Source organism: Streptomyces sp. KM273126, assembly GCF_004337435.2.
Lineage (GTDB): Bacteria > Actinomycetota > Actinomycetes > Streptomycetales > Streptomycetaceae > Streptomyces > Streptomyces acidicola.
The window spans coordinates 6,802,695-6,821,863 of the sequence record NZ_SJXB02000001.1 but is presented as its reverse complement, the minus strand read 5'-3'; the positions used below and the strand labels follow the sequence as shown (position 1 = coordinate 6,821,863).

The following is a 19,169-nucleotide window of genomic DNA, read 5'->3' as shown; positions in this document are numbered from 1 at the left end:
GAATGCTATCGGCGTCCCGATGGGGCGGTCACTGGGGAAAACACTGGTCCTGCGCCGGCGTCAGGATGCGCGCCAGCGCAGCGCCCGGTCGGCGATCCACAGCGACGCCACCGACGCCACGGCGAGGACGGCCACGTCGAGGGCGAACGTGCCGTCGACGTCCCCGGTGACGCTGTGCCGAATGGCGTCGGCGCCGTAGCTGGTCGGCATGACGTAGCTGATGACGCGCAGCACGATCGGCAGGGACTCCAGCGGAATGAGCAGAGGGGCGCCCAGCAGCAGAAGGAAGTTGAGCATGTAGGTGACGATGGAGATGAGCTCGATCTTGTCGATGAGGCTGCCGATGACGAGGCCGAGCGCGGCGAGCGGCAGGGCGGTCAGCGGATACACGAACAGCAGCGTCGGCGACAGTGTGAGTTCGATGTCGTAGAGCACCTCCACGGCGAGCAGGGAGGTGACCAGGCCGGGCGCGATGAGCAGCAGCCGGGCGGCGACGAACGCCGTCACGAAGGCCACCTTGCTGATGGGCAGCGAGGCGTAGTACATCATCGATCCCTCGGCCTTGATGGCTCCGATGCGCTGGGCGATGGCCGTGGTGCCGAGCGCGGCGATGGAGAACACGCCGGAGCCGCTGGCGATGTACAGCAGGCTGGACTGGTCGGTGAGCCCGCTGCCGATGCGGGAGAAGCCGAACACCATCGTCAGCGGCATGAAGATGCCGAAGACCATGTGGACGTGCCAGGACGTGCGCACGATCAGCATGTGTTCGAACCACAGGTACTTGAAGGACGTGCCGAAGGTGGCCAGGCGTGACCCGAGGGTACGCCGGGGGACCCGGGCGGGGGCCGGGGCGGGAGGGGGCGTCGGCCGGGGGTGCGGGCGGCGGGCAGCGGTGTGCGCCGGGCGCGGGCGGGAGGCGTGGCCGCGGGTGCCGTGGTCCCGGGCGGGGTGGCGTCGGGGGCGGCTTCGGGTTCGGCGCCGGCGGCACCGACCGTGGCGAGTTCCTTGACCGGGGGCGGCTGTTCGGGCGAGTCGGTGGTCTCGGGGGCCGCCCCGCTCCCGGACGCCGACTCGGGCTCGGGTGCCGGCTCGGCCCCGGCCGGTTTCCCCGGTTCGCCTACGGGTGCGGGCTTGAGGCTGAGGTAGACGTCCTCCAGCGTGGGCCGGGCGAAGCGGAAGTCGTCGACGCGGGTCACGCCGACGTCGGTGACCAGGACCTCCAGCAGGGGCTGGATCCGGTCGGGCGGCGCGGTCACGAGGTAGCTGCCGCTGCGGTCGCCGGGCGTGACGACGCCGATCCGGCCGAGCCGGGCGGCCTCCGCCTCGGTGAGGCTGCCGCCGTCGCGGACGAACAGCTCCAACCGCGCCTGGGCGCCGGTCTGTTCCTTGAGTTCGCCCGGGGTGCCCATGGCGGTGATACGGCCGCCGTGCATGACGGCGACGCGGTGGACCGCCTTCTCCGCCTCCAGCACGTTGTGGGTGACGAGGACGATCGTCGTGCCGTCCTCGGCGGCCCGACGCTGCACGATGTCCCAGATCAACCGCCGGTTGTGCGGGTCGAGTTCGTTGGTGGGCTCGTCCAGCACGATGAGCTCGGGCCGGCCCATCAGGGTCATGCCGAAGTTCACCAGCCGCATCAGGCCGCCGCTGAGCCGCTCCACCTGCCGGTCCGCGTACGGCCCGAGACCCAGTTCCTCGATCAGTTCGTCGGTCTGACGGCGGGCGTCCGCCTCGCTCTGGCCACGCAGCCGCCCCGTGTAGTGCAGGGCCCGGCGAGCCTCGATCAGCCGCATCGACAGACCGCGCTGCGGCAGGAAGCCGACGGTGGACTTCACCAGCTCGGGGTGGCGCACCACGTCGAAGCCGTTGACGGTGATGGAGCCGGACGTGGGGCGCACCAGCCCCAGCATCTGAAGGACGAGTGTCGTCTTTCCGGCGCCGTTGGCACCGAACAGGCCGAACACCTGCCCGCGCGGCACGCTGAGCGTCAACCCGTCGTTGGCTCTGATGAGTTCACCGCCCCGGCCGCGATAGGCGCGTACCAGATCACGCACCTCGATGGCCGGACCGTCGTCCGTCTTGACCATGCCCACGTCTCATCGCCTCTTCGGCTCAGGGACCCGGCCGTGCCGCTGGTCCGCCGTTCGTGTACCGGTTCGCCCACGCTAGGCGGGGCGCGGCTTGGGACATCAGTGGAAGCTCTCCACCCCTCGGTCACCCATCGCCGAGTTCGTCGTCGAGGAAGGCGAACATCTCGTCGTCCGACAGGTTGCCCATGTCGAACTCCGCCGCCTTCTCGGGGTCGTTCACGTCCACGTCCAGTGCGGCGGTCGCCGCCGTGGCGAGCGCCGACCAGCGTGTACGCAGGACGTCGAGCCGTCCCGCGATCTGCCGGTGCGCGGCGCCGTCGGCGGCCGGCTCCGGCAGTGCCGCGATCATCTGCTCGACGCGTTCCAGGGCGGCCAGCAGGCCGTCGGCCCCGGTCCGCTCGGTCTCGGGTGCGAGCAGCGTGTACAGGTGCCCGGCGACCGCCTCCGGCGTCGGGTGGTCCAGGGCCAGCGTGGCGGGCAGCCGCAGACCGGTGACGGTGCTCAGCGCGTTGCGCAGCTCCACCGACATCAGCGAGTCGAATCCGAGGTCACGGAAGGCCCGGGCCGCTCCCACCTCGGTCGTGCCGCCGGGCCGGTGGCCGAGGACGCGGGCGGCCTGCTCCCGCACCAACTCCATTACGGCCGCGTGTCCTTCGGCCTCGTCCAGCGTCGCGAGCCGTGCGACGAGTCCCGGGTCGGTGGACCGGGCCGCCGACCGGCGTACCGGGACGAGGCCGTGCAGGAGCGCGGGTACGTCGTCGCGGGCGCGCAGCGCGGCCACGTCGATCCGTACCGGCAGCAGGACGGGGTCGGCGGCGGAGGCCGCCCGGTCGAAGAGCGCCAGGCCCTCGTCGGTGCGCAGCGGCGGGAACCCGGCCGCACGCATCCGCTCGACGTCACGTGCGCTCAGCGCGCCGGCCATGCCGTCCGACTGCTGCCAGGGCCCCCAGGCCAGGGACCGGCCCGGTAGACCGGCGCGGTGACGGTGCCGTACGAGGGCGTCGAGGAAGGCGTTGGCCGCGGCGTACGCACCCTGACCGGCGTTGCCGAAAGTGCCGGCCGCGGAGGAGAACACCATGAACGAGCGTACGTCCGGCAGCAGTTCGTGCAGATGCCGGGCGGCGTCGGCCTTGGGCCGCAGGACGGCGGCGACGCGCTCGGGCGTCAGCTGCATGGCGGTGGCGTCGTCGAGTACGCCGGCCGCGTGCACGACATGGCCGACGTGGTGCCCGACGAGGGCGGCGCCGAGGGCGTCCCGGTCCGCGACATCGCAGGCCACAGCCTCGACGCGGGCGCCCTGCCCGGTGAGTTCCGCGACGAGATCCGCGGCGCCGGGCGCGTCGGCCCCGCGCCGGGACAGCAGAAGCAGGTCGCGCACGCCGTGCCGGGCGACGAGATGGCGGGCGAGGAGAGCACCGAGGCCTCCGGTGCCGCCGGTGACGAGTACGGCCCCCCCGTCGGCGAAGTGGGGGCCGACGTCCGACCGGCCATCGCTGACGTCGAGGGGCACGCGCTCCAGCCGTGGCACCAGCACCTCGCCGTCCACCACGGCCACTTCCGGCTCCATGACATTCAACGCACGGGCCAGGCCGGACGGATTCCCGGGCACGTCGAGCAGGCTGATCCGACCGGGATGCTCGCTCTGCGCCGACCGCAGCAGCCCCCATGCCGCGGCGGCACCCGGCTCCGCCCCGGTGGTGGCCCCGCGTGTCAGGACGACGAGCCGTGCCCCGGCGAGGCGTTCGTCGGCCGGCCAGCTCTGGGCGAGGGACAACGCCGCACACGCGTGGGCATGGGCGGAGTCGGCCGGATCGGCGCCGGTCTCCCGTACCGGAGCGAGCACCAGGCTGTGCTGCGTGGCTACGGCGGCGAGTTCGTCGTACGCCACCGCCTTGACGCCGGACGCGGCCAGTTCCCCGGCGAGATCCGCGGGCAGCTCTCCGAGTACGGCGATCTCGGCGGGCGCGTCGGCAGCGTACTCGCCGACCGGAGTCCACGCCGTCCGCAGCAGCGCGTCCGGAGCGGCGGCCGACCCGGCACCAGCCATCTGGTCGGCGTCGACGGGCCGTACGGTCAGCCCGCCGACGCTGAGGACGGCCCCGCCCTCGGTGTCGGCGACCGCGATACGCACGGTGCGCTCCCCCGTCCGCTCCAGCCGGGCGCGCACGGTCCTGGCACCCGACGCGAAGAGGGCCACGTCCTCCCACGAGAAGGGGAGCGCCGTGCCGTCGTCGCCGCCCGCGCCCGTGAAGCCGGCCGCGTGCAGTACGGCGTCGAGGAGGGCCGGGTGGACGCCGTATCCGTCGGTGTTCGTGGCCGTCTCCGTGTCGGCGTCCACGTTCACGCCCGTGTCCGCGTCCAAGGACACCTCCGCGAACACCTCGTCGCCCCGCCGCCAGGCTTGGCGCAGTGCGCGGAAGGACGGCCCGTAGTTGAAACCGGCGTCTGCCAACGTGTCGTAGTGCGCGGCGAGTTCAATGCTCTCAGCGCCCTTCGGAGGCCACGCGTCCGTGCCCGGAACCGCCCCCTCGGCAGGAGCGTGGGTGAGCATGCCGTGCGCGTACACCGTCCAGGAGCCATCGGTGCCGCGCTCGGGGCGTCCGTGCAGCGCGAAGGTGCGCCGCCCGTCATCGTCGGCGCCGCCGATCCGTACCTGCAGTCCGACGGGTGCGCCGTCGTCGGGCAGTACGAGCGGGGCGACCGTCGTCAGTTCCTCGATACGCCCGGCGCCGACTTCGTCACCGGCCCGGATCACCAGCTCGACCAGGGCCGCACCGGGCACCAAGGTGCGGCCGAGCACGGTGTGGTCGGCGAGCCAGGGCTGCGCCTGCGACGACAGGAGGCCGGTGAACACCGCGCCGCCGCCGTCCGCGAGCACCATCGCCGCACCCAGCACGGGATGCCCGGCCGGCACGAGACCGACGGAACGCACGTCACCGCTGCCCAGGCCGGTACGGGGCTCCGGCCAGAAGCGCTGGCGCTGGAAGGGGTAGGTGGGCAGGGCGTCGGTGAGCCGGGCACCGGTCCCGGCGAAGTACTCCGCCCAGTCGACTGGCGCACCCTGCACGAAGAGCCGGCCCAGCGCGACGGCCAGCGCCTCTTCTTCGGGACGGTTCTTACGGAGGGTGGGGACCGTGACGGACGCGTCCGCGGCCACCTGCTCGATGAGGGCGGTCAGGGTGCCGTCGGGGCCGAGTTCCAGGAAGCGCGTGACGCCGTGGTCGGTGAGGGTGCGGATGGCGTCGGCGAAGCGGACTGTGCCGCGGACGTGCTGGACCCAGTAGTCGGTCGTGTCCGGGGTGGTGAGGGCGCCGGTGAGGGTCGAGACAACAGGGATGTGGGGCTCGGCGAAGCGGAGACCGGAGATCGCGGCGCGGAAGTCGTCCAGCATCGGGGCCATGAGCGGGGAGTGGAAGGCGTGGGAGACGCGAAGGCGGGTGGTGCGGCGGCCGGGCAGGGCGCGGGCTACTGCGAGAACGGCCTCTTCCACGCCGGAGAGCACCAGGGACGTGGGGCCGTTGATCGCTGCGATGCTCACGTCGTCGGTGAGGTGCGGGGTGACTTCGGCTTCCGTGGCCTCGACCGCGAGCATCAGGCCGCCCTCGGGCAGGGCCTGCATCAACCGGGCGCGTGCCGACACCAGCGCACACGCGTCCGGCAGCGAGAGCACACTCGCGACATGGGCGGCGGCGATCTCCCCGACGGAGTGACCGGCCACGAAGTCCGGCCGTACGCCCAGGGATTCCGCCAACCGATACAGCGCCACCTCGACGGCGAACAGCCCGGGCTGAGTGAACTCCGTACGGCTCAGGTCGGTTTCGTCGTCGCCCCAGATGACGTCGCGTAGGCGCGGGTCCAGTTCGGTCAGGGTCTCGTCGAGGGCCTGGGCGAACACCGGGAAGCGGTCGTACAGTTCCCGGCCCATGCCGAGGCGTTGGGCGCCCTGGCCGGAGAACACGAATGCCGTCGGGCCCTCGGCCGCCACTCCCCTGGCCACCTCCGTCACCCCTTCCGCGGACGCCAGCAGCACCGCGCGGCGAGCGAAGGAAGCCCGGCCGGTCGCCGCCGTGAAACCGACGTGGACCGACGGCTCGCACGGCTGGAGTTGCCGTATTCGCGCGTCCAGTGCCGCTTCCGAACGTGCCGTGACGACCAGGGGGGCTGTGCGCTCGCTGTCGTCGCCGGCGGGCTCTTGTCCAGGGCCGGCTTCGAGGATGACGTGGGCGTTGGTGCCGCTGAGGCCGAAGGAGGAGACGGCGGCCCTGCGGGGGCGGTCACTGTCCGACCAAAGAACCGGTTCCCGCACCAGCTCCACCGCACCCGCCGACCAGTCCACATGCGACGACGGGGCATCCACGTGCAGCGTGCGCGGGACGACGCCATGCCGCATCGCCAGCACGCTCTTGATCACACCGGCAACACCGGCAGCAGCCTGGGTGTGACCGAGGTTGGATTTCACCGACCCCAGCAGCAGGGGCCGTTCACGATCCTGACCATAGGTGGCGAGAAGCGCCTGCGCCTCGATCGGATCGCCAAGCGTGGTGCCGGTGCCATGGGCCTCCACGACATCGACGTCCCCAGCGCTCAGCCCCGCGGACGCCAGCGCCTGCCGGATCACCCGCTGCTGGGACGGGCCGTTCGGTGCGGTCAGCCCATTGGAAGCACCGTCCTGATTGACGGCACTGCCGCGGACGACCGCCAGGACCCGATGCCCGTTCCGTACCGCATCCGACTGCCGCTCCAGCAGCAGCACACCCACACCCTCAGCCCAGCCGACACCGTCAGCGGAGTCGGAGAACGCCTTGCACCTTCCATCGGCTGAGAGTCCACCCTGTCGGGAGAACTCCACGAACGTCGTCGGCGTCGACATGACCGTCACACCACCGGCCACCGCCAACGAACACTCACCACCACGCAACGCCTGAGCAGCCAAATGCAGAGCCACCAACGACGACGAACACGCCGTATCGATCGTCACCGTCGGACCCTCAAGGCCCAGCGCATAAGCGACCCGGCCCGAAGCGATGCTCGGCGCACTGCCGTTGCCCCGGAAAGCCTCGAACTCCTCCCCCGGCAACAACTCCCGGTAGTCGTTGTACATCACCCCCGCGAAGACACCCGTCCGGCTGCCCCGCAACGACGACGGATCGATACCCGCCCGCTCGATCGCCTCCCACACCGACTCCAGCAACAACCGCTGCTGCGCATCCGTCGCCAACGCCTCCCGCGGACTCATCCCGAAGAAGTCCGCGTCGAAGTCGCCGGCGTCGTACAGGAATCCTCCTTGGCGGGTGGAGGAGGTGCCCGGGTTCTCGGGGTCGGGGTGGTAGAGGCGCTCCAGGTCCCAGCCACGGTCGGACGGGAACTCCCCCACCGCGTCCACACCTTCAGACACCAGCCGCCACAGGTCCTCCGGCGACTCCACGCCACCGGGGTAACGGCAGGCCATGCCCACAATCACCACCGGATCGTCAGCGAGGGGCATAGCGGCCGACGCCACCTCGGGCGCCGACTCGGGGTCTGTCAGCTGCTCACGCAGGTGGGAGGCCAGTTTCTCGGCCGACGGGTGGTCGAAGACCAGGGTGGCGGGCAGGCGAAGCCCCGTCGCCGCGGCGAGTGCGTTGCGCAGTTCCACCGCGGTCAGGGAGTCGAAGCCCAGGTCTCGGAAGGGGCGTCGGGGCTCAATGGAGCCGGAGCCGACGTCGTCGTGACCGAGTACGGCTGCGGCGCGGGCGCGCACCACGTCGAGGAGCAGGGCCCGCTGTTCCTCCATCGTCTTCCCGGCGAGGCGGCGGGCAAGGTCACCTGCGCCGGCAGGGGTCGTACGGCTCCGGAACAGGCCGCGGAGCAACGGTGGGACGTCGGCACGCCGCCGCGGCGCCGTGTGGTCGAGCCGTAGAGGCAGAAGGACCGGGTCCGTACCGGTCGTTGCCGCGTCGAACAGGGCCAGGCCCTCCTCGACCGTGAGGGGGCGGAAGCCGGAGCGTGCGAGGCGTTCACGGTCGGAGTGGTCGAGTTCACCGGTCATACCGTCGGTCATCGCCCACGGCCCGTAGGCGAGGGAGGTGGCGGGCAGGCCGAGGGCACGGCGGTGTGCGGCGAGGCCGTCCAGGTAGGCGTTGGCGGCGGCGTAGTTGGCCTGGCCCGTACCTCCGAAGGTGCCGGCTGCCGAGGAGAGCAGGACGAACGCCCGGACGTCCGGGAGGAGTGCGTGCAGGTGTCGGGCGGCGTCGGCCTTGGGATGGAGAACCGCGGAGAGCCGTTCGGGGGTGAGAGCGGTGAGGACGCCGTCGTCGAGGACGCCGGCCGCGTGGACGACGGCGCCGATGGTGCGGCCGGTGAGCAGGTCCGCCAGTGCGTCGCGGTCGGCCACGTCGCAGGCGGCGAATTCCACGTGGGCGCCGAACTCCGTGAGTTCCGTTCGCAGTTCGGCGGCCCCGGGGGCGCCCGTGCCTCGTCGGGACACGAGCAGCAGGTCTCGGACACCGTGGCGGGTGACGAGATGGCGTGCCACGGCCCTGCCGATGCCGCCCGTGCCACCCGTGATGAGCACGCTGCCCGGGCCCGTCCAGATGTCTCGGGCGTGCTCGTCCGGCGTGCCGGGCTCGTGGCGTGTCAGACGGGGTGCGAGCAGGTCCGCACCGCGTACGGCGACCTCCGTCTCGCCGTCTGTCTCGTAGGCGCTGAGGAGTCGGGCCGGGGAGGGAAGTGGGGACTCGCTCTCGTCGCGGGTGAGCAGGGCCAGGCGGCCGGGGTGTTCGTTCGCCGCCGAGCGGATCAGGCCCCGGACGGCTTCGAGCACCGGGGACTCCTCGCCGGCGGTCACGATGACCAGGCGCGACGTCGCGTACGGCATAGCGGTGAGCCACATGTGGAGGAGCTCCAGGGTGTGGCGGAGTGCGGTGTGCAGTTCCCCGGCGGTGATCTCGGTGAGGACGAGATCCGGTGCCGCCGTGGTGCCGTCGAGGGCGTCGTCCAGGCCGGGCAGGATCTCGGCGTCCTGTGGCGCCCAGGCCGGGACGGAACCTGTGCCGAGTACCGCGAGACGAGGAGTCGGCGACGCTTCGGAGTACGCCACCGGCGCCCAGGTGCGCCGGAACAGCGCGTTGGGGACCGTCGTACTGCTGGCAGGGGACGGCGGCCTGGTGACGAGGGACCCCACGGCGGCCACCGGTGTGCCCGAGGGGTCAGTGACCGTGAGGCGCACAGCGTTCGTATCCGCGTCCACGTCCGCGTCCGTGTCCGTGTCCGTGTCCGTGTCCGTGTCCGTGTCCGTGTCGCGGACGATGTGAGCGCGCAGCACGCGTGCGCCCGTGCTGCCGTGCAGGTCCACGTCACGCCAGGCGAACGGCAGCCCCGGAGTGCCGCCCGTGAAGGCGGCGGCGTGCAGCAGGGAGTCGAACAGGGCGGGGTGCAGGCCGAAGCCGTCGAGGTCCGTGTCGTCGGGGAGGGCGGCCTCGGCGAATACCTCGGCGCCGCGCCGCCAGACGGCGGTGAGCGCCCCGAACGGCGGGCCGTAGGTGAGGCCCGTGTGGGCCAGTTCGGCGTAGAAGGCGTCGAGGTCGACCGGCTCCACGTCGGCCGGTGGCCAGGAGACGGCCGCCGCTGCGGATCCCGACTCCGCTGCGGGTCCCGACTCGAAGCCGGGTGCGGCGGTGTCGGCGGCGAGCCTGCCGACGGCATGGCGCAGCCAGGACGCGTCGGGGTCACCGTCGTTCCGGGAGGAGACGGTGACGGGGCGGAGGCCGGTGTCGTCGGGCTCCGCGACGGACACCTGAAGGGTCAGGGCGTCGCTGTCGGGCAGGACCAGCGGCTGTGCGAGTGTGAGTTCGGTGATGTGTCCGTGGCCGAGTTCGGCGCCGGCTCGGGCGACGAGTTCGGTGAGCGCGGTGCCGGGCAGGACGACCTGGCCGGCGACCCGATGCCCCGTCGTCCAGGGATGGGTCGCCGTCGAGACGCGACCGGAGAACAGGACGGCGTCGGTGTCGGCGAGACGCACCGCCGCTCCCAGCAGCGGATGGTGCACGGCCGTCAGTCCGGTGCCGCGGACGTCACCGCGCGGGACTCCGGCGGCCGGCCAGTAGTGGCGGTGCTGGAAGGGGTAGCCGGGCAGCCGCGTACGGAGGGCGCCGGTCCCGGCGAAGAGCGCGGGCCAGTCGACGGGTACACCGGCCGTGAACACCCGGGCCAGCGCGGTGACCAGCGTGCTCTCCTCGGGGCGGCCGGACCGCAGCACCGGCACGGCGACAGCGTCCAGGTCGCCCTCGGGGCCCGGCCCCGTGCCCGTGCCCGTGCCCGTGTCCGTGTCCGAGTCGGCGTCCTCGGACAGAATCGACTCGACGAGTGCCGAGAGCGCGGCGGTGGGGCCGACCTCCACGTAGGTCCGTACCCCGGTGTCGGCCATGGCGCGGACGGCGTCCCCGAAGCGGACGGTCTCGCGCACCTGCCGTACCCAGTGGCCGGGGTCGGTCAACTCGCCCTCCCCTGCGACCGCTCCGGTCAAGGTCGACACGACCGGCAGGCTCGGCGCCTGGAACACCAGGGTGTCCAGTACGGCGCGGAAGTCCGACAGCATCGGGTCCATGTGCGGCGAGTGGAAGGCGTGGCTGACCGGAAGGCGGGTGGTGCGCCGGCCGGGGAGCGCGGCGAGGGTGGCCTCGACGGCGGCCGGGTCGCCGGAGACGACCACGGCTGCGGGCCCGTTGACGGCGGCGAGGGACGCTCCGGCGGCGAGGTGGGGCCGTACGTCGACCTCGTCGGCCTCGACGGCGACCATGACACCGCCCTCCGGCAGGGCGTCCATCAGGGTTGCCCGGGCCGTGACCAGGCGGCATGCGTCGGGCAGGGTCAGAACTCCGGCGACGTGCGCGGCGGCGATCTCGCCGACGGAGTGCCCGGCCACGACGTCGGGGCGCAGTCCGAGGGACTCCAGCAGCCGGTACAAAGCGACCTCTACGGCGAAGAGGGCGGGCTGGGCGGCGCCGGTCCGGTTGAGCGCCGCCTCGTCGGTGCCCCACAGCACGTCGCGCAGACCAGGGTCGAGCAGCGCCAGCGTCTCGTCGAGAGCGGCACGGAAGACCGGGAAGCGGTCGTACAACTCGCTTCCCGAGCCCAGACGTTGAGCACCCTGGCCCGAGAAGAGGAAGCCCGTCGGGCCGGGTTCGGAGGCGATTCCCCGGGCGAGCTCGACGGAGCTGCCGGTGCTCGTTGCGAGGGCCACGGCTCGGTGGGCGAAGGCGGTGCCGGCGGTGGCCGCCAGGGTGAAGCCGACGTCCAGGATGTCGTCGCGGTGCGCGAGTCGGGCCGTACGAGCGTCCAGGGCGGCGGCGGTGCGGGCCGACATCACCCACGGAACCACGGCCGGTGTCACGGCGGCGGGCTCCCGTTCGGGCTCCTGCCGCTGGGGCGGGGCGGCTTCCAGGATGAGGTGGGCGTTGGTGCCGCTGACGCCGAAGGAGGAGACGGCGGCCCGGCGCGGCCGGTCCGTGTCCGGCCACACGGTGTCCGCACGCACCGGGCGCACGGCACCCGACTCCCAGTCCACGTGCGTGGACGGCATGTCGGCATGCAGGGTGCGCGGCACGATCCCGTGGTGCAGGGCCAGCACCGTCTTGATGACGCCGGCGACTCCGGCGGCGGCCTGGGTGTGCCCGATGTTGGACTTCACCGAGCCCAGCAGCAGCGGGTGCGCGCGGTCCTGTCCGTACGTCGCGAGCAGGGCCTGCGCCTCGATGGGGTCGCCGAGCCGGGTACCGGTGCCGTGGCCCTCGACGGCGTCCACGTCGGCCGGTGAGAGCCCGGCGGCGGCCAGCGCCTGGCGGATGACGCGCTGTTGAGCGGGTCCGTTGGGCGCGGTGAGGCCGTTCGAGGCGCCGTCCTGGTTGACGGCGGAGCCGCGCAGGACCGCCAGCACACGGTGCCCGCCCCGGCGGGCGTCGGACAGCCGCTCCAGCACGACCAGGCCGACGCCCTCGCCCCAGCCGACGCCGTCGGCCGTGTCGGAGTACGCCTTGCAGCGGCCGTCGGCGGCGAGGCCGCCCTGGCGGTCGAACTCGACATAGGTCGAGGGGGTCGCCATCACGGTCACACCGCCGGCCAGCGCGAGGGAGCACTCGCCGCCGCGCAGCGCCTGGGCGGCCAGGTGCAGGGCCACGAGCGAGGAGGAGCACGCGGTGTCGACGGTGACGGCCGGTCCTTCCAGGCCGAGGGAGTACGCCACCCGGCCGGAGGCCACGCTGTGCGCGCTGCCGGCGCCGCGCAGGCCCGCGTACCGCTCGTCGCTGAGGAGCGTGCCGTAGTCGCCGTACATGACGCCGGCGAAGACTCCGGTACGGCTGCCGCGCAGCGTCACCGGGTCGATCCCCGCGTCCTCGACGGCCTGCCAGGAGACCTCCAGGAGCAGCCGCTGCTGCGCGTCCGTAGCGAGTGCCTCGCGCGGGCTCATCCCGAAGAAGTCGGCGTCGAAGTCGCCCGCGCGGCTGAGGAATCCGCCGCGCCTGGCCTCCTCCCAGCCGCGCTCCGCGGGAACGTCGCCGATCGCGTCGACGCCGTCGGTCACCAGCCGCCACAGGTCGTCCGGGGACGCGACGTCGCCGGGGAAACGGCAGGCCATGCCCACGATCGCCACGAGGTCGTCGTCGGTGGCGGTCCGCCGGGCGTCCGCTTCGGCCGCGTCCACGGCCGGGACCGGGCCGCCGGTGAGCCGCTCGTGCAGATGCGCGGCGAGGTCGGCGGCGGTCGGGTGGTCGAAGACAAGGGTCGCGGACAGCCGCAGACCGGTGGCGGTGGCGAGGCCGTTGCGCAGCTCGATGGCCGTGAGTGAGTCGAATCCCAGCTCGCGGAAGGGCCGTCGGGGGTCCACGGCGTCGGCGCGGCGGTGCCCGAGGACGCGGGCGATCTGCCCGCGCACCAGGCCGAGCAGCTCGCGCCGCTGTTCCTCGGGCCTGAGCGGCCCCAGTGTCGCGGCGAGCCCGGCATCGCCGGACGCGGACGGCGCGGCGGTACGGCGCCGGTCGCGATCACGATCGAGGGCACGGGCACTGTCTTTGACGAGTCCGCGCAGCACGGCCGGTGCGGCGGGCCCGGCGGCGACGAGCGCCCGGGTGTCGAGGCTCAGGGGCAGCACGACGGGTTCGTCGTGGGCCAGGGCGGCGTCGAAGAGGGCGAGCGCGGTCGCTGTGGAGAGGGGCAGCAGCCCGGTGCGTGTCATGCGGGCCCGGTCGATGTCGGTGAGCTGCCGAGTCATTCCGGCTGCGGCCTCCCACGGGCCCCAGGCCAGCGACAGCCCCGGCAGCCCCGCGCCACGCCGCTCGCGCATCAGCGCGTCCAGGGCGGCGTTGGCGGCGGCGTAGTTGCCCTGACCGGCGCTTGAGAGCACCCCGGCCGCCGACGAGAACACCACGAACGGCACATCGGCATCGACGAGTTCGTGCAGATGGCGGGCTGCGTCAACCTTCGGCCGCAGTACGGCCGCCACGCGCTCCTCGGTCAGCGCGGTGACCACACCGTCGTCGAGGATCCCGGCCGTGTGCACCAGACCACCGACGGTCCGCCCGACGAGTAGCCCTGCCAAGGCGTCACGGTCGCTCACGTCACAGGCCACGACCTCGGCTCGGGCACCGGCCTCCGACAGTTCGGCGACGAGATCGGCGGCCCCCGGCGCGTCCGGACCTCGACGCGAGACCAGTAGCAGATCCCGCACACCGTGCCGCGCGACGAGATGCCGTGCGACGGCAGCACCGAGCCCTCCGGTGCCACCGGTGACCAGGACACTGCCCCGGCCCCATGCCGGTGACTGCCCTTCACCGACTGGCGCCGGCAACCGCCCCAGCCGGGGCACCAGAACCTCCCCGCCCCGCACGGCGGCCTCGGGCTCGGCCCCGTCCAGGAGCAACCCGAGTGCGCCGCGCAGCGCCAGCGGTTCCGGCTCGGTGAGGGTGAGCACGGCCAGTCGACCGGGATGCTCGGCGGCGGCCGATCTCAACAGCCCGCGCACGGCGGCCCCGGCGGGATCGTCACCGTCCCGGGTGACCAGGACCATGCGGCGCTCGGACTCCTCAGCCAGGACTCCCTGCAACAGCGCCAGGGCATCCGCGACGGCGGACCGCACCTCCGGCACGGGCGTCGGCAGCACCAGGACATCCGCCTCCGCGCCGTCCTCGCGCACGACGAGGCCGGCCTCCCGCATCACCGCGGTGTGCGTGCCGTCACCGTCCCCGGAGACACACAGCGTGCCGGGGTCTCGGGCCACATCTGCGGCCGGCACCACCCACTCGACCCGGTAGAGCGGTCCGGCCGCGCCCCCCGCAGCCAACTGCCCCGCCGTGACGGCACGGACAGCCAGCGCGTCGGCACCGGCCACGGGCCGTCCCGTCGAGTCTGCGAGCGTCACCCGGACACGGTCCGGCGCGACGAGGGACAACCGGGCCCGGACCGCCGGGACCCCTTCGGCATGGAGCGCGACGCCCTCCCACGAGAACGGCACGACACCGTCCCCCACCAGCAGCGAAGTACCCTGCAGAGCGGCGTCGAACAGGGCCGGGTGCAGCACGAAGCCACCCGGCTCCGTACCGTCCGGCAGCTCGGCCTCGGCAAAGACCTCATCACCACGCAGCCAGGCGGCACGCAGCCCCTGGAAGGCAGGCCCGTACCCGAATCCCGTCAACGCCCGGTCGGCATAGAAGGTGTCGAGTGCGACCGGCTCGGCATCGGCCGGCGGCCACACCGCCAACTCCAGGTCGGGCTCCGGTACTTCCTCGCCACCAACCTCCAGCAGCCCGGAGGCGTTGACGGTCCAGGACGCTTCCGGATCACCTTCCGGACGGGACTGCACGGTCACCGGCCGACGCCCGTCGGCGCCCACGGGGCCGACGGTGACCTGAAGGCGTACGGCACCCCCGTCGGGGGTGACCAGTGGCGTGCCCAGCGTCAGTTCGGCGAGGCGTCGGCAGGCGTACTCCTCACCCGCGCGCAGGGCGAGTTCGGCCAGTGCGGCTCCGGGCAGCAGGGAGCGACCGTGCACCGTGTGGTCGGCGAGCCAGGGATGCGAGGCGAGCGACAGCCGACCGGTCAGCACGAGGCCATCCGAACCGGCCAGGGGCACGGCCGCGCCGAGCAGCGGATGTCCAACGGGCTCCACGCCCAGGGCGGTGGCGTCCTTCACCGACAGGGAGGGCTCCGGCCAGAAGCGCTGGCGCTGGAAGGGGTAGGTGGGCAGGGCGTCGGTGAGCCGGGCGCCGGTCCCGGCGAAGTACGCCGCCCAGTCCACGGGCGCACCCTGCACGAAGAGCCGGCCCAGCGCGACGGCCAGCGCCTCTTCTTCGGGACGGTTCTTACGGAGGGCGGAGACCGTGACGGCCGCGTCCGCGGCCACCTGCTCGATGAGGGCGGTCAGGGTGCCGTCGGGGCCGAGTTCCAGGAAGCGCGTGACGCCGTGGTCGGTGAGAGTGCGGACGGCGTCGGCGAAGCGGACTGTGCCGCGGACGTGCTGGACCCAGTAGTCGGTCGTGTCCGGGGTGGTGAGAGCGCCGGTGAGGGTCGAGACGAGAGAGGTGTGAGGCTCGGTGAAGTGGAGGTCCGAGATCGCGGCGCGGAAGTCGTCCAGCATCGGGGCCATGAGCGGGGAGTGGAAGGCGTGGGAGACGCGAAGGCGGGTGGTGCGGCGGCCGGGGAGCGTGGCGGCCACTGCGAGAACGGCCTCCTCCGTGCCGGAGAGCACCAGGGACGTGGGGCCGTTGATCGCTGCGATGCTCACGTCGTCGGTGAGGTGCGGGGTGACTTCGGCTTCCGTGGCCTCGACCGCGAGCATCAGGCCGCCCTCTGGCAGGGCCTGCATCAACCGGGCGCGTGCCGACACCAGCGCACACGCGTCCGGCAGCGAGAGCACACCCGCGACATGGGCGGCGGCGATCTCCCCGACGGAGTGACCGGCCACGAAGTCCGGCCGTACGCCCAGAGATTCCGCCAACCGATACAGCGCCACCTCGACGGCGAACAGCCCGGGCTGAGTGAACTCCGTACGGCTCAGAGCCTGCTCGTCATCACCCCACATAACGTCACGCAAACACGGATCGAGCTCGGCCAAGACCTCGTCCAGAGCCTGGGCGAACACCGGGAAGCGTGCACACAACTCCCGTCCCATGCCAAGACGTTGAGCGCCCTGCCCCGAGAACACGAACGCCAACGGCCCCTCGTCCGCCACTCCCCTGGCCACCTCGGTGACGCCCTCCGCGGACGCCAGCAACACTGCCCGGTGCGAGAACCGGGTCCGGCCGGTCGCGAGTACACGGCCGAGGTCGTGGGCGGAGCCCTCGATACCCGAGCGCAGAAGATCGAGTTGCGCATCGAGCGCTGACCCCGTCTTGCCGGACACGACCCAAGGGACGATCCCGGACGGGTCCGGGGCGCCCTCGGCCTGCGTCTCCACGGGACCCTGTTCAAGGATCAGGTGGGCATTGGTTCCGCTCACGCCGAAGGAGGACACGCCGATGCGGCGCGGGCGATCGATCTCCGGCCACGGAACCGGCTCCCGCACCAGCTCCACCGCACCCGCCGACCAGTCCACGTGCGACGACGGGGCATCCACGTGCAGCGTGCGCGGGACGACGCCATGCCGCATCGCCAGCACGCTCTTGATCACACCGGCAACACCGGCAGCGGCCTGCGTGTGACCGAGGTTCGACTTCACTGACCCCAACAGCAGCGGCCGTTCACGATCCTGACCATAGGTGGCGAGAAGCGCCTGCGCCTCGATCGGATCGCCCAGAGTCGTGCCCGTACCGTGCGCCTCGACTACATCCACCTCAGCAGCCGACAACCCGCCCGACGCCAGCGCCTGCCGGATCACCCGCTGCTGCGAAGGACCATTCGGCGCCGTCAACCCATTCGACGCACCATCCTGGTTCACCGCACTACCGCGAACGACCGCCAGAACCCGATGCCCGTTCCGCACCGCATCCGACTGCCGCTCCAACAGCAGCACACCCACACCCTCAGCCCAGCCAACCCCATCGGCCGCATCCGAGAACGCCTTGCACCGGCCATCCGGAGCCAGCCCACCCTGCCGCGAGAACTCCACAAACGTCGTCGGCGTCGACATCACCGTCACACCACCGGCCACCGCCAACGAACACTCACCACCACGCAACGCCTGCGCAGCCAAATGCACCGCCACCAACGACGACGAACACGCCGTGTCCACGGACACAGCAGGCCCCTCGAAGCCCAGCGCATAAGCGACCCGGCCCGAAGCGATGCTCGGCGCACTGCCGTTGCCCCGGAAAGCCTCGAACTCCTCCCCCGGCAACAACTCCCGGTAGTCGTTGTACATCACCCCCGCGAAGACACCCGTCCGGCTGCCGCGCAGCGAGGTCGGATCGATACCCGCCCGCTCGATCGCCTCCCACACCGACTCCAGCAACAACCGCTGCTGCGCATCCGTCGCCAACGCCTCCCGCGGACTCATCCCGAAGAAGTCCGCGTCGAAGTCGCCGGCGTCGTACAGGAATCCTCCTTGGCGGGTGGAGGAGGTGCCCGGGTTCTCGGGGTCGGGGTGGTAGAGGCGTCCCAGGTCCCAGCCACGGTCGGACGGGAACTCGCCCACCGCGTCCACGCCCTCCGACACCAGCCGCCACAAGTCCTCCGGCGACCGGACGCCACCTGGGTAGCGGCACGCCATCCCGACGACCACCACCGGGTCGTCTGGATGAGTCGTCGTGGATGGCGCTACCTGTGCCGTCGTTCCCGTGGCGGTGTCCGGGAACAGGTTCGGCAGCAGGTGCTCGGCCAGCGCCCGGGGTGTGGGGTGGTCGAAGATCAGGGTGGCGGGCAGGCGCAGGCCCGTCGCCGTGCCGAGGGCGTTGCGCAGCTCGACCGCCGTCAGGGAGTCGAAGCCCAGGTCCCGGAAGGCCCGGCTGGGCTCGACGCGTTGGGCGTCCTGGTGGCCGAGAACGGCGGCCACCTGCTCGCGGACCAGGTCGAGGAGCGCGGTCCTGCGGTCGGCGGGGTCGAGCGGGGCGAGCCGTCGCGCGAGGCCGTCCGTGGGAGCCGTGGCGGACGCGGCCGTGGGCAGCGTCGTGCGGCCTGGCGTGGGGCGGTGGGAGACCAGGCCGCTGAGGAGCGCGGGTACGTCGTCCCGGCGCGCAGCGCGGCGAGGTCGATCCGGATGGGGAGGACGGTGGTGTGTCCGGTGGCGGGGGCGGCGTCGAGGAGGGCCAGGCCGTCCTCGGGCGTGAGGAAGGGGAAACCGGAGCGGGCGAGGCGCGCCCGGTCGACGTCGGTGAGGTCGCCGGTCATGGCGCTGCCCGCGACGTCCCAGGGGCCCCAGGCGAGGGAGAGCGCGGGCAGGCCGAGGGCGTGGCGGTGTGCGGCGAGGGCGTCGAGGAAGGCGTTGGCGGCGGCGTAGTTGGCCTGGCCGGCGCCGCCCAGGGTGCCGGCGGCGGAGGAGAACAGGACGAACGTGCCGACGTCGGGGGCGAGTTCGTGGAGGTGCCAGGCGGCGTCGGCCTTGGGTCGCAACACGGTGTCGAGGCGTTCGGCGGTGAGGGCGCCGACCACGCCGTCGTCGACGGTGCCGGCGATGTGGACGACGGCCGTGAGGTGCTCGCCGTCGAGGAGTCGGGCGAGGGCGTCGCGGTCGCCGATGTCGCAGGCGGTGACGCGGACCCGGGCGCCGAGTTCGGTGAGGTCGGCGGTGAGCCCGTCGGCGCCGGGCGCGTCGGGGCCTCGGCGGGAGACGAGCAGGAGGTCGCGGGCGCCGTGCCGGGTAACGAGGTGGCGGGCGACGAGGGCGCCGAGGCCGCCGGTTCCGCCGGTGACGAGGACGGTGCCGGAGACGTCCCAGGCAGGCGGCTGTTCGGCGGCGCGCGGGGCTCGGACGAGCCTGGGGACGCGCAGGCCCCCGGCGTCGGCGCGTACTTCGGGCTCGGCCGTGGTCAGGGCACGGCGCAGCAGGTCGCCGTCGACGCGGCCGTCGAGGTGGAGGACGGTGATGCGGCCGGGGTTCTCGGTCTGTGCGGTGCGCAGGAGGCCGCGTGCGGCGGCGGCCGGGAGGTCACCGGTGGCCGGGGTGGCCACGACGAG

General features: G+C 72.8%; 3 protein-coding genes. All 3 read right to left on the bottom strand.

Annotation, left to right across the window (positions count from 1 at the left end):
- Positions 1-60: 60 nt before the first annotated feature.
- Entirely contained in the window at positions 61-762 is a 702-nt protein-coding gene (locus E0500_RS28925) for an ABC transporter permease (protein WP_181587175.1), read from the bottom strand.
- Positions 756-2,087: an ABC transporter ATP-binding protein gene (locus tag E0500_RS45130; protein WP_181587174.1), complete on the bottom strand. Its 1,332-nt coding sequence runs from the start codon at positions 2,085-2,087 to the stop codon at positions 756-758. The genes E0500_RS28925 and E0500_RS45130 overlap by 7 nt, the downstream gene beginning before the upstream one ends.
- Positions 2,088-2,214: 127 nt before the next feature.
- Positions 2,215-18,930, bottom strand: coding sequence for an SDR family NAD(P)-dependent oxidoreductase (locus E0500_RS28915; protein WP_399120273.1), 16,716 nt, complete (start codon positions 18,928-18,930; stop codon positions 2,215-2,217).
- Positions 18,931-19,169 lie beyond the last annotated feature (239 nt).